Genomic DNA, 13,016 nt, shown 5'->3' with positions numbered 1-13,016 from the left:
GCGTGCTCGAGTTCGGGCGTCGACGCGGGGGCGGCTCTTCAACCCAGGGCGCCGGCGATCGCGTCGAGACCGGCGGCTGCGCAAGCCTGATCCTTCATCCCGTCGGGAGCACCGCCGACGCCGATGCCCGCGATCGACGCGGCCGCGGACTTCACGCTCACCCCGCCTGCGAGGAACAACGTGCCGGGCAGATCGGCGACCGTCGCGCCGTCGCCCTTGGCTCGATCGCTCAGGTCGCTGGTGTTCGCTCCGAACGCGGCCGCGGTGTACGCCTTCTGCCGGGCTGCCTCGACGGTGTGCTGGGCGGCATTGTCCCCGCGCAGCAGGGCCTGCACGTTTCCGGCGCGATCGACCACCGAGACGGAGACGGCGCCGAGTCCGTCGGCCTGGCACCTCGCGAGGGCCGCCTGCGCGGCTGTCTGCGCGGCGGCGATGCCGAGCCGGTTCTGGGTCACGACACCGTTCGCGGTGTCGTCGATCGGGGCGGGTGCGGCGGCGGCCGCGACCGGAGTGGACGTCGCCGCAGCCTCGTCGGTCGAGGATGTGCCGCACGCCGAGGTGACGACGATCGCGGCCAGCGGGATGGTGATCGCCAGAATGCGAGGCAGGCGGTGGGAGGTGCGCATCGGAAGGCCTTTCGGGCAGTGACGGGCTGACGTGACCAGCCTGCCCCGGCGGTACCGGCGACCACATCGGGCCGACGGCGCTCCCGGGCTCATCCGTGCGGCGCCGGCAGATCATCCGAACGGTGGATCCGCGACCCGGCGGAGGTCCGTAGGATTCATCGGCGTGACGACACCCGCGGACGGAGTGGACAGGTCGGCCGGCGCGGGCCTGCGCGGCCCGCTCGCCACCGCAATCCACATCTCCTTCTACGTCCTCCTCGCGACGTCGACGGCGCGGTATCTGACGTACCACGGTGTGAGTGGGCGATTCGTCGTCGTGACCGCGTTGATCGCCGCACTCGCCGCGTTGTACACACTCACCGCCGTCGTGGCGCGACGAGACGGGGCGTGGGAACCCTGGGTCGTGCCAGTCCTCACGACGTGGGCGGTACTCGTCTGGTTGGCTCCCAGTTTCGCCTGGTGTGCCTTTCCCATGTTCTTCCTGTGCACGCGTGCCTACCCGAGCCGGATCGCGTACCCGGTCGTCGGCGTGCTCGCCGTCCTCACGTCACTGGCATTCTTCACCTTCTCCGGGCGCACCGAGTGGGCGGTGCTGGTGGGACCGCTGTGCACGGGAGCGCTGATCGTCATGGCGTACAGCCAGATCGAGCGGGACAGCCGGGAACGGGTGCGTCTGCTCCGCCAGGTCGCGGACACCCGATCGCGGCTCGCCGAGACCGAGCGGGCGGCAGGCGCGCTCGCCGAACGCGAACGGCTCGCCCGCGAGATCCACGACACCGTGACACAGGGGCTGACGAGCAGCCTGCTCCGGCTCGAGGCGGCCGAGCAGATCTGGGCGCAGGCAGATCCGCGGACCGAGTCGCGGGCACGCGAGGACGTTCGGGTGGCGACCGGAACGTTGCGGGAGAACCTGGCCGAAACGCGCAGTCTCGTACACCATCTCGCCGCGCCCAACCTCGAAACCCAGCCGATCGACGTGGCGCTGCTCGCCGCGGCCCGGACTCATCATCCGCGGGCGGAACTCCGGGTCGTCGGCACTCCGATCGCGATTCCGGCGGAGGTGGCGCACGCGCTACTGAGGATCACCCAGAGCGCGGTCTCCAACATCGCCCGGCACGCCCACGCCGAGACGGTCGGTGTGACACTGACGTATCTGCCGGATGCGGTGGCGCTGGACATCTTCGACGACGGCACCGGATTCGACCCTGCCCCGGCGAGGCTGCCGACGGCCCGCGGTGGATACGGTCTCCGTGCGATGCGCAGGCGCGTCGAGCAACTGGGCGGAACGTTCACCGTCGAGAGTGCCCCGGGCGACGGCACCGTGGTGGCCGCCCAGATACCGTGCGCGCGGGGAACCGTGGAATGACGACCGTCACCGTGTTGCTGGTCGACGACCATGCCGTCGTCCGGGCCGGGCTGCGCGCCCTTCTCGATTCGCAGCCGGACATCGAGGTGATCGCCGAGGCAGGCACCGGCGAGGAGGCGGTCGACGCGGTGACGGCGTCCCGGCCGCGGCTCGTGACGATGGATCTGGCCCTCGGGTCCGGCATCGACGGGGTGGAGGCCATCCGGCGCATCCGGCAGGTAGATCCGGATCTGCCGGTGCTGGTGTTCACGACGTACGACACCGACGCCGACGTGGTGCGCGCCGTCGACGCCGGCGCCATCGGATATCTCCTGAAGGACTCGACACCTCAGGAGATCTTCGCCGCGGTCCGCAGCGCGTCGGCTGGGCAGAGTGTGTTGTCGCCGCCCGTCGCGTCGCGACTCCTGCAGCAGATGCAGCGCCCCGAGGAGGCCCTGACCCCACGGGAAGCCGAGTTGCTGACCCTGCTGGCCAAGGGGATGACCAACAAGGAACTCGGCCGGGCCCTGTTCATCAGCGAGGCGACGGTCAAGACGCACCTCGCGCACATCTACGCGAAACTCGGTGTCGACACCCGGGCCGCCGCCGTGTCCGTGGCCCTGCGGAGGCAGGGCATCCGCTGACCGCAGGGGTTCTCAGCGGTACGTCCGCATGAACCTTTTGGCAACGATTTGCCGAAGCCCTGTCGAGCGGGTGTCCAGGTGGTTATGTTCGAAAGGAGCGGTGACCTTCCGCTCGCACCATGAATTGCGTGTTGAGAGGACAAGGGCCATGGTCGGCAACATCATCGGCACCATCATCTTCGGTGCGGTCATCGGCGTCCTGGCGCGTCTCGTGATTCCGGGCAAGCAGGCGATGGGGTGGGTCATCACCGTCGTCCTCGGCATCATCGGTGCGCTGATCGGGTACTGGGTGTGGGAGGGACTCCTCGGCAAGGGCAACACCGGCGGGATCGACTGGATCCGGTGGATCATCAGCATCGCCGCCGCGGCCGTGCTGACGCTCGGGTACACCGCGATGACGAGCAAGAAGCGAGTGTGATGCTTCGTCCGTGAGTACTTGTCAACCGCCCGCGGTTAACAAGTACTCACGGGCGCAGGCACAGAAGCGTCATGTCGCGCAGCACTTTCCGGGTGCGCGCGGGTGTCGTCGGATCGGCGCTGTGCGGGGTCGAGTTGATCAGCCCGAACGTAGCGTGTGCCTTGGTGCGGGCATCCGTCTCGTCCAGTGAAGTGTCCACCTGCAGAAGCACCTTCACCCAGATCTCCACGTAGCGCCGCTGCGTCTGCCGGACCTCCCGGCGGGCGTCGGCAGGCAGGCTCTCCAGGTCTCGATCCTGGATGCGAATGAGGTCGGGTTCGCCGAGCGCGAAGTCCAGGTGGAAGTCGACGAGACCCTCGAGGGCGTGCGCCGGAGAGGTGGCTTCGGCGACCACCAGCGACCCGCCCTCGAACAGTCGCGTGCTGATTCCGACGAGCAGTTCCACGAGGACGGCGTCCTTGTTGGGGAAGTGCCGGTACACAGCGGGGCCGCTGATTCCCACCGCGGAACCGAGATCCTCGAGGCGGACGCCGACGAATCCTCGTTCGGCGATCAGGCGGGCTGCGGCGTCGAGCAGTTGGCGGCGTCGGTCCGCCTTCATCTGCTCCCTGCGCGTGATGGGCGCCCCGTCGACGTCTGTGGTCATCGCGTTGCTCTTTTCCGGTGTGGTCTGGACAACTCAGTTAATCACAGTTATCTTAGTTTCAGTTATCGAGTATTAACTCACTCGGCACGGGCGTCAATATGAGAAGGCGGCAGGATGGCACTGGGCGGAACGACTGCACGGGAGGGCTACCGGGCAGAGCACACGAAATTGGTGGACGAGCTGAAGTCGAGGCTGGCGGTCGCGGCTCTCGGCGGCAGTGAGAAGTCGCGCGAGCGGCACGTCAGCCGAGGCAAGCTCCTGCCCCGCGACCGGGTCGACACACTGCTCGATCCCGGCAGTCCCTTCCTCGAGATTTCGCCGCTCGCGGCGAACGGCCTCTACGACGACGAATGCCCTGGTGCGGGCGTCATCGCCGGCATCGGCCGGGTGTCCGGGCGCGAATGTGTGATCGTCGCCAACGACGCGACCGTCAAGGGCGGCACCTACTATCCGATGACGGTGAAGAAGCACCTGCGGGCGCAGGAGATCGCGCTGCAGAACCAGCTGCCGTGCATCTACCTCGTCGACTCCGGCGGCGCGTTCCTGCCGAGGCAGGACGAGGTGTTCCCCGACCGCGAGCACTTCGGCCGCATCTTCTACAACCAGGCCACCATGAGCGCGGCAGGTATCCCGCAGATCGCGGCGGTCCTCGGCTCCTGCACCGCCGGCGGCGCGTACGTGCCCGCCATGAGCGACGAGGCCGTCATCGTCCGCAACCAGGGCACCATCTTCCTGGGTGGCCCGCCGCTGGTGAAGGCGGCCACCGGCGAGGTCGTGACCGCGGAGGAACTCGGCGGCGGCGACCTGCACTCGAAGGTCTCCGGTGTCACCGATCACCTCGCGGAGGACGATCAGGACGCGCTGCGGATCGTGCGGAACATCGTTGCCACCCTCGGCCCGCGTGCCGAGCGTCCGTGGGACGTCATCTCCACCGTCCCCGCGTCGGCGCCGCAGACCGACCTCTACGATGTGGTCCCCACCGACCCGCGCACCCCGTACGACGTCCACGAGGTCATCGGACGCATCGTCGACGGTGGCACCTTCCAGGAGTTCAAGGCCGAATACGGCAAGACCCTGGTCACCGGTTTCGCGCACATCGAGGGCCACCCGGTCGGGATCATCGCGAACAACGGTGTGCTGTTTGCCGAGTCCGCGATGAAGGGCGCACACTTCATCGAGCTGTGCGACAAGCGCAGGATTCCGCTGCTGTTCCTGCAGAACATCGCCGGATTCATGGTCGGCCGCGACTACGAGGCGGGCGGCATCGCCAAGCACGGCGCCAAGATGGTCACCGCCGTCGCCTGCGCCCGGGTCCCGAAGCTGACGGTCGTGATCGGCGGCTCCTACGGGGCGGGCAACTACTCGATGTGCGGGCGGGCGTACTCGCCGCGGTTCCTGTGGATGTGGCCGAACGCCCGGATCTCCGTCATGGGCGGGGAGCAGGCGGCGTCGGTGCTGTCGACCGTCCGCAGCGAGCAACTCGACAGCGCGGGCAACCCGTGGTCGGCGGAGGACGAGGAGGCGTTCAAGACGCCGATCCGCGAGCAGTACGAGGCGCAGGGTAACCCGTACTACTCGACGGCCCGGCTGTGGGACGACGGCATCATCGACCCCGCCGATACCAGAACTGTTCTCGGACTGGCGCTCTCGGTGTGTGCGAACGCACCGGTCGAACCGGTCTCCTACGGCGTTTTCCGGATGTGAGTGGAATGACTGAAATGACTCGGATTGATACCGTCCTGGTGGCCAACCGTGGCGAGATCGCGGTGCGCGTGATCCGCACGCTGCGCGCCATGGGCATCCGTTCCGTCGCCGTCTTCAGCGAAGCCGATCGGGACGCGCGGCACGTCCGCGAGGCCGACACCGCGGTCCTGCTCGGACCGGCCGCGGCGCGGGAGAGCTACCTCGTCATCGAGAAGGTGATCGCGGCGGCGCAGGCAACCGGCGCGCAGGCGATCCACCCCGGTTACGGGTTCCTGTCGGAGAACTCCAAGTTCGCCGGTGCCTGCGCGGACGCAGGCATCGCGTTCCTCGGCCCGTCCTCGCACGCCATCGAGGTGATGGGCGACAAGATCACCGCCAAGAACGCGGTGGCGAAGTTCGACGTGCCCGTCGTCCCCGGCATCGCCCGCCCCGGCCTGTCCGACGACGAACTGATCGCGGCTGCAGGCGACATCGGCTACCCGGTTCTCGTCAAGCCGTCGGCAGGCGGCGGCGGCAAGGGCATGCGTCTGGTGGAGGAGCCGGGCGCACTCGCCGAGGCGCTGCGCAGCGCGCGGCGCGAGGCGGCGTCGGCGTTCGGCGACGACACCCTGTTCCTGGAGCGATTCGTGTTGCGGCCACGGCACATCGAGGTGCAGATCCTCGCGGACGGCCACGGGAACGTCGTGCACCTCGGTGAGCGTGAGTGCAGCCTGCAGCGCCGCCACCAGAAGGTCATCGAGGAGGCGCCGTCGCCGCTGCTGGACGCGGCGACCCGCGCCCGGATCGGCGAGGCCGCGTGCAACACAGCGCGCTCCGTCGACTACTCCGGAGCGGGAACGGTCGAATTCATCGTCTCCGCCGACAAGCCCGACGAGTTCTTCTTCATGGAGATGAACACCCGGTTGCAGGTCGAGCACCCCGTCACCGAACTCGTCACCGGACTCGACCTCGTCGAGTGGCAGGTGCGGGTCGCGACCGGCGAACCGCTCGGCTTCACCCAGGACGACATCACCCTCACCGGTCACGCCATCGAGGCCCGTGTCTACGCGGAGGATCCGAGTCGCGGATTCCTCCCCACCGGCGGTCTCGTGGCCGATGTGGTCGAACCGGGCGGCCCGGGAGTCCGCGTCGATTCCGGGCTACGGCCCGGCACGGTGGTCGGCAGCGACTACGACCCGATGCTGGCGAAGGTCATCGCTCACGCCGACGACCGCGCAGGCGCTCTACGGAAACTGGACCGGGCACTGGCCGGGACCGGGGTGCTGGGAGTGATCACCAACATCGAGTTCGCGCGCTTCCTGCTTGCCGACCCCGACGTGGTGGCGGGCAACCTCGACACCGGTCTGCTCGACCGGCGGCTCGAGGACTTCGCCGCCGCGGAGGCCACCGATGCCGCCCTCATCGCCGCGGCCGCGTTCCGCTGGGTGCAGCGCTGGCCCGACCGCGCGCAGTCCGACCCGTGGGACGTCCCGAGCGGCTGGCGGGTCGGGGTTCCCGCGCCCACCAGCATCCGGTTGTCGTCGGCCACCCGCACCGACCACGTCCGGATCACGGGCAGCCCGACCGACGCCACGGCCCAGGTCGAGGACGGCGACACCCTGTCGCTGACGGCGTCACTCGACGGAACCACACTGTCCGTGGTGATCGACGGCCGGCGCGAAACGTACCGGGTGGCCCAGACCGACGGCCACATCTGGCTCGCCGGGTCCGACGGCACCACCATGCTGCGCGAGGTCCGTGAACTCAGTGTCCGCACCGGCGACGTCCACGCCGGCGAGGCCGAGATCACCAGCCCCATGCCCGGATCCGTCATCGCCGTGGGCGCCGACGCGGGCGCACACGTCACCGCCGGGCAGACTCTCGTCGTCGTCGAGGCGATGAAGATGGAGCACTCGCTCACCGCGCCCGTCGACGGCGTCGTCGACATCCTCGTCGCACCCGGTGACCAGGTGATGGTCGACCAACTGCTCGCCCGGGTCACTCCGCACACCGACACCACTGACACGAAAGAAGACGCGTCATGACCGAATTCCTTGCCACCGGACAGCTTCCCGACGAATACCAGCAGTTGGCGAAGACCGTCGCCGACTTCGCCAAGAACGTGGTGGCACCGGTCGCGGCGGAACACGACGCCAACCACACGTTCCCGTACGAGGTGGTGTCGGGGATGGCCGACATGGGCCTGTTCGGCCTGCCGTTCCCGGAGGAGTACGGCGGAATGGGCGGCGACTACTTCGCGCTCTGCCTGGCACTCGAAGAGCTCGGTAAGGTCGATCAGAGTGTCGCCATCACCCTGGAGGCCGGCGTGTCGCTGGGCGCGATGCCGATCTACCGGTTCGGCAACGAGGAGCAGAAGCAGGAGTGGCTGCCGCAGCTGACGAGCGGCAAGAGCCTGGCCGCGTTCGGGCTCACCGAGCCGGGCGCCGGAAGCGACGCCGGCGGGACGAAGACCACCGCCAAGTTCGACAGCGGTGAATGGATCATCAACGGTAACAAGCAGTTCATCACCAACTCCGGGACCGACATCACCAAGCTCGTCACGGTCACCGCGGTGACCGGCACGAAGGACGGCAAGAAGGAGATCTCCACCATCCTGGTGCCGACCTCGACACCGGGCTTCACCGCGGAGCCGGCGTACAACAAGGTCGGCTGGAACGCGTCCGACACGCATCCGCTGACCTTCTCGGACGTGCGTGTTCCCGAGGAGAACCTGCTCGGCGAGCGGGGTCGCGGGTACGCGAACTTCCTGCGTATCCTCGACGAGGGCCGCATCGCCATCGCCGCGCTCAGCGTCGGCGCGGCGCAGGGATGCGTCGACGAGTCGGTCAAGTACGCGAAGGAACGTGAGGCGTTCGGACGCCCCATCGGACACAACCAGGCCATCGCGTTCAAGATCGCCCGCATGGAGGCGCGAGCCCACACCGCGCGCACGGCGTACTATGACGCCGCCGCCCGGATGCTGTCGGGCAAACCGTTCAAGAAGCAGGCCGCCATCGCCAAACTCGTCGCCTCCGAGGCCGCGATGGACAACGCCCGGGACGCCACCCAAATCCACGGCGGCTACGGATTCATGAACGAGTACACCGTGGCGCGGCACTACCGCGACAGCAAGATCCTGGAGATCGGCGAGGGCACGACCGAGGTGCAGTTGATGCTCATCGCGCGGGAGGCCGGACTGTGACCGAATCCGACAACGCGACACGGATCGTCCAGCGCGGCCTGTGGTTCGAGGAGTTCGAACTCGGCGCGGTGTACGAGCACCGCCCCGGGCGGACCGTCACCGAGGCCGACAACGTGCTGTTCACCACCCAGACGATGAACACGCAGGCCCTGCACCTCGACGCCGCGTACAGCGAAGGCACCCAGTTCGGTGAGCGTCTCGTCAACTCGATGTTCACCCTGTCGACGCTGGTCGGACTGTCGGTGGCGCAGCTCACGCAGGGGACCATCGTCGCGAACCTGGGATTCTCGGAGATCAGCTTCCCGAAGCCGCTCTTCCACGGCGACACGCTGTACGCGGAGACGAGGATCGCCGACAAGCGGGAATCGAAGAGCCGTCCCGGCGAGGGCATCGTCACGCTCGAACACACCGGGCGCAACCAGAACGGCGACGTGGTCGCGATCGCGGTGCGCAAGACCCTCGTCCAGAAGAGGCCGTCATGAGCTGGGAACTGCCCGGGCCCGCCTGGCTGTTCTGCCCCGCCGACCGGCCCGAGCGGTACGCGAAAGCGGCTGCGGCAGCCGACGTCGTGATCCTCGACCTCGAGGACGGGGTCGCGCCGGCGGACAAGGAAGCCGCCCGGATCGCCCTGATCGACACCCCGCTGGACCCCGATCGCACCGTGGTGCGGGTCAATCCGGTCGGCACCGAAGACCACGAGCGCGACCTGCTGGCACTCGACGGCACCCGCTACACCCGGCTCATGCTCGCCAAGTGCGAGTCCGCAGACCAGGTGCTGTCGCTGGCGCCGCGCGAGGTGATCGCCCTCGTCGAGTCGCCGCTCGGTGCGCTCGCGGTGAGCGAGATCGCGTTGGCGGCCAGCACCATCGGCGTGATGTGGGGAGCCGAGGACCTCGTGGCCGCGATGGGCGGCAACTCGAGCCGCCGCGACGACGGGAGCTACCGCGACGTCGCCACCCAGGTGCGCTCGTCGACGCTGCTGGCGGCCAAGGGGTATCACCGGCTCGCGCTGGACTCGGTGTACCTCGACATCAAGGACCTGGACGGGCTGCGGGCCGAGGCGCTCGACGCCGTTGCCGTCGGATTCGACATCAAGGTCGGCATCCACCCGACGCAGGTCGCGGTGATCCGGGAGGCGTATGCGCCGTCCGCCGAGGACGTCGACTGGGCGACGCGGGTTCTCGCCGCGGTCGCCGACGAGCGCGGGGTCTTCGCATTCGAGGGAAAGATGGTGGACGCGCCGGTGCTGCGTCACGCCGAGGCGATCCTGCGCCGCGCACAGGTCGAGTCGAAGGGGAAATAGCCGGGGTCCCCGGCGCGGGCGCGAAAGAGCGGAGAACGGCCGCGCTCTCGGGGAAGATGGTGCCCATGACAGCCGATCCGCAGTGGGTGCCCACCGAAGCCGACGTGCGCGACGCGGTGATCACCGATTTCGCCGCGTACGTCGCGCGGCGCCACAGCGTCACGGTCGACGACTATCGGTCGCTGTGGCGCTGGTCGGTGGCCGAACCGGCGGATTTCTGGCAGGACGTGTGGGACTACTTCGAGTTCCGCTCCGCCACGGACCCCGGACCGGCCCTCGCCGACGCCGCGATGCCGGGTGCCGTCTGGTTCCCCGGGGCGACCGTCAATTACGTCGACCACGTCTTCCGGAACGCGCGTCCCGGCACGGCGATCCGGTACGCCGGCGAGGGTGTGCCCGACGCCGCTGTCGGATGGGACGAATTGCGGTCCCGCGTGGCATCGCTCGCGGCCACACTGCGCGACCACGGTGTCGGGGTCGGCGACCGCGTGGTCGGGTACCTCCCCAACATTCCGGAGGCCGTCGTCGCGTTCCTCGCGACGGCGTCCCTCGGCGCCGTGTGGGCGGCCTGCGGACAGGACTATTCGGCGCCGGCCGCGCTCGACCGACTGGGCCAGCTGGAACCGAAGGCGCTGATCACCGCGGACGGCTACCGCTTCGCGGGCAAGGCACACGATCGGCTCGGGGCGGCCGCCCAGCTTCGCGGCGGAATGCCGTCGCTGGTCCTCACGGTGGTCGTGCCCCACCTCGACCCGGCCGCGACCGTCGACGGCGCGGTCGCCTGGGCAGACGCCGTCGGGCGGGACGACGACCTAGAGCCGGTCGCCGTTCCGTTCGACCACCCGCTGTGGGTGGTGTTCTCCTCGGGCACGACGGGCCTGCCCAAGGGCATCGTGCACGGACACGGTGGTGTCCTCCTCGAGCACGTGAAGTCGCTCGCGCTCCAGCTCGACATCGACCGTGAGGACGTCCTCTTCTGGTACACCAGTCCCAGTTGGATGATGTGGAACTTCCAGACGGCGGGTCTGCTGGTGGGAGCGACGATCGTCTGCTACGACGGTAGCCCGTCCTATCCGACGCCGGATACACTGTGGGCCTTGGTCTCCCGTCTGGGTGTGACGGTGGCCGGCACCAGTCCCGGCTATGTTCTCGCGTGCGACAAGGCGGGAGTGGTCCCTGTACGAGAGCACGACCTGAGCGCGCTCCGCGCCGTGGGGGTCACGGGGTCCACGCTGCCGGCGGCTTCGTCGTTGTGGTTGTCCGAGAACGTCGGTCGCGCCGTACCCGTCGTGTCGATCACCGGCGGGACGGACGTGGTGTCGGCGTTCGTCGGGGGAGCACGCACCGTTCCGGTCTGGCCGGGGGAGTTGTCGGTCCCGTGCCTGGGTGTCGCCGTCGACGCGTTCGACGAGTCGGGGCAGCCGGTGCGCGGCGAGGTGGGCGAGCTGGTCGTGACCGCACCGATGCCGTCGATGCCGGTGTCGTTCTGGAACGATCCTGAGGGAAAACGTTACCGGGAAGCCTATTTCGAGGTCTTCCCCGGTGTGTGGCGGCACGGCGACTGGATCACGATCACCGATCGCGGGACATTCCTGATGCACGGCCGGTCGGATTCCACGTTGAACCGCAACGGAATTCGGATGGGAAGCGCTGACATCTATCAGGTGGTGGAGAACCTGCCGGAGATCGCGGAGGCGCTCGTCGTCGGCGTCGATCTGCCGGACGGTGGATACTGGATGCCGCTGTTCGTGGTGCTGGCGGACGGGGTGGAGCTCGACGATGCGTTGAAGCAGCGCATCCGCGGCGCGATTCGCGAGCAGGCCTCCCCCCGTCACGTGCCCGACGACATCATTGAGGCACCCGGCATCCCCCATACCCGGACCGGCAAGAAACTGGAGGTTCCGCTCAAGCGGATTTTTCAGGGCGCGGATGCCGGACGCACGGTGGACCGCAGTGCCGTGGACGACCCCGGCCTGATCGACTGGTTCGCGAGCCGCGAACGGTAGCCTGCGGAGCGGCCCCGATCCTGTTACGCACTAATTAGGTTATCCTTACCTTCATATTTCCCCGACTCGGTCGCCTCGGGGGTGCGGAGAATGTGAGAAATCTCCCGCCCGGTGCAGGTGGGCGGATGTTCGCGATCGTGACGAATCGGGCACACCGGAGTGCCGGGCCGCGTGAGCTGTCCCAGATGCTGGGACGGCGGTGCCGACCGGTCGGGCCGATCCAGGGGGAATGCCGGTGGCCCGGCCCTCTCCGGGCAGGTCAGCCCGCGATCTACGGCCGATTGACCTGGTGTTCTCCGCCGGGCGTCCGTCCAGTTCGCGGGCCGTCGTCCGTTGCGAATGCAGGGGCCGATTATTCCCGGCGGGCCGCGCGGGATCTGTGCCGTTTTGAGACCTGCGCGGGCCTTTGGTAGACACGGTGGTTGGCAAAAACTGCGGTCACGGGGGTGGTGATTGTTCAATGCCGCGGTCGGTCACCAGATCGGCTGCACCGTACACGGAGAACAATCAGGAGGCGGCGCGTGAAACTGGATACGACAGTTGTACGCCTTGCCAAATTCCGACTCTCGGTACGGTATCCAGCTTGCGGTTGTACGCAACGCCCGGAATGTGGTTCTGCCTGTTGAATATGAGCGCGTCGAAGATCGAATTCGGGCCTGGTTCTGGAAGTATCGAGGGTTGGGCACGTCACACCCGGTCCGGTAACGGCACCGGATGTGACACCGATGTAATTCCCGGCGTCGCCGAGGAGCCGTACGAACCGAAGTCGTCACCACCGAACGAGAGGAGGCCGGGGCAGTGAACGCGACGATGCTTCGCTCCTCGACCAGCGCCGTAGACTCGGCTCTCGATGCGGGGGATGACGAGCACCGATTGGGTGGCCGCTTGTTGGATCGATGAGAGAACGGAGCCACGGATGAACCCGCTCACCGCATGTAGTTCGGGAAGTAAGGGCCTTGGAGTGTTCAGCGTCGCAGGCAATCGGGTTTCGGACGATCGTCTGACATCGACTCCGAGTGTGGTGGAACTCTTCGATCAGCGCAGGACGTCCACGTCCGGCGTGTTCCCGTTCCGCGAGCAGCTTCGAACCGGCGGCAAGGCCCGTTCATGTGATGGCGTTCATCGGAAGACCGGCCCACGATG

At 68.1% G+C, this 13,016-nt stretch carries 11 protein-coding genes; 9 read left to right on the top strand and 2 right to left on the bottom strand.

From position 1 onward, the window contains the following. Positions 1–38: 38 nt before the first annotated feature. Complete coding sequence (locus ACFTWF_RS10075) at positions 39–626, bottom strand: heme-binding protein (RefSeq protein ID WP_378461055.1); 588 nt, start codon at positions 624–626, stop codon at positions 39–41. A 163-nt stretch (positions 627–789) separates the two neighbouring features. Between ACFTWF_RS10075 and ACFTWF_RS10070 the strand changes: the two genes are divergently transcribed. The 3 genes from ACFTWF_RS10070 to ACFTWF_RS10060 all read left to right on the top strand — a co-directional run bounded on the left by ACFTWF_RS10070 (position 790) and on the right by ACFTWF_RS10060 (position 3,033). Continuing rightward, a complete protein-coding gene (locus ACFTWF_RS10070) occupies positions 790–1,992 on the top strand; it encodes a sensor histidine kinase (protein ID WP_378461054.1) in 1,203 nt (400 codons plus the stop codon). Continuing rightward, a complete protein-coding gene (locus ACFTWF_RS10065) occupies positions 1,989–2,615 on the top strand; it encodes a response regulator (RefSeq protein WP_378461053.1) in 627 nt (208 codons plus the stop codon). The genes ACFTWF_RS10070 and ACFTWF_RS10065 overlap by 4 nt, the downstream gene beginning before the upstream one ends. A gap of 148 nt (positions 2,616–2,763) precedes the next feature. Continuing rightward, a complete protein-coding gene (locus ACFTWF_RS10060; protein ID WP_185728843.1) occupies positions 2,764–3,033 on the top strand; it encodes a GlsB/YeaQ/YmgE family stress response membrane protein in 270 nt (89 codons plus the stop codon). 46 nt (positions 3,034–3,079) lie between these two features. On the opposite strand, the gene ACFTWF_RS10055 is transcribed toward ACFTWF_RS10060, so the two are convergent. Next, positions 3,080–3,679 (bottom strand): TetR/AcrR family transcriptional regulator, encoded by a 600-nt coding sequence (locus tag ACFTWF_RS10055; protein WP_378461052.1) that lies wholly within the window; start codon positions 3,677–3,679, stop codon positions 3,080–3,082. A 114-nt stretch (positions 3,680–3,793) separates the two neighbouring features. Here ACFTWF_RS10055 and ACFTWF_RS10050 point away from each other — a divergent pair, with 114 nt between their 5' ends. The 6 genes from ACFTWF_RS10050 to ACFTWF_RS10025 all read left to right on the top strand — a co-directional run bounded on the left by ACFTWF_RS10050 (position 3,794) and on the right by ACFTWF_RS10025 (position 11,873). Next, positions 3,794–5,383, top strand: a complete 1,590-nt coding sequence (locus ACFTWF_RS10050) for a carboxyl transferase domain-containing protein (protein WP_378461051.1) — start codon at positions 3,794–3,796, stop codon at positions 5,381–5,383. A gap of 14 nt (positions 5,384–5,397) precedes the next feature. Beyond that, positions 5,398–7,407 carry an acetyl/propionyl/methylcrotonyl-CoA carboxylase subunit alpha gene (locus ACFTWF_RS10045; RefSeq protein ID WP_378461050.1) on the top strand — a complete coding sequence of 670 codons (2,010 nt, stop codon included), beginning with the start codon at positions 5,398–5,400 and terminating at the stop codon, positions 7,405–7,407. Then, the gene (locus ACFTWF_RS10040) at positions 7,404–8,564 is read left to right on the top strand and encodes an acyl-CoA dehydrogenase family protein (protein WP_005253824.1); all 1,161 of its coding nucleotides are present in this window, start codon (positions 7,404–7,406) and stop codon (positions 8,562–8,564) included. Before ACFTWF_RS10045 ends, ACFTWF_RS10040 begins: the two co-directional genes overlap by 4 nt. Next, a complete protein-coding gene (locus tag ACFTWF_RS10035; protein WP_378461173.1) occupies positions 8,450–9,046 on the top strand; it encodes a MaoC family dehydratase in 597 nt (198 codons plus the stop codon). The genes ACFTWF_RS10040 and ACFTWF_RS10035 overlap by 115 nt, the downstream gene beginning before the upstream one ends. After that, positions 9,043–9,867 (top strand): HpcH/HpaI aldolase/citrate lyase family protein, encoded by an 825-nt coding sequence (locus tag ACFTWF_RS10030; protein WP_378461049.1) that lies wholly within the window; start codon positions 9,043–9,045, stop codon positions 9,865–9,867. The genes ACFTWF_RS10035 and ACFTWF_RS10030 overlap by 4 nt, the downstream gene beginning before the upstream one ends. Positions 9,868–9,932: 65 nt before the next feature. After that, a complete protein-coding gene (locus ACFTWF_RS10025; RefSeq protein WP_378461048.1) occupies positions 9,933–11,873 on the top strand; it encodes an acetoacetate--CoA ligase in 1,941 nt (646 codons plus the stop codon). Positions 11,874–13,016 lie beyond the last annotated feature (1,143 nt).

Origin of the sequence: Rhodococcus sp. NPDC056960 (genome assembly GCF_042674125.1) — a bacterium.
Lineage (GTDB): Bacteria > Actinomycetota > Actinomycetes > Mycobacteriales > Mycobacteriaceae > Rhodococcus_F.
The sequence above is the reverse complement of the archived record's forward strand: the minus strand, read 5'-3'. Positions and strand labels throughout refer to the sequence as shown.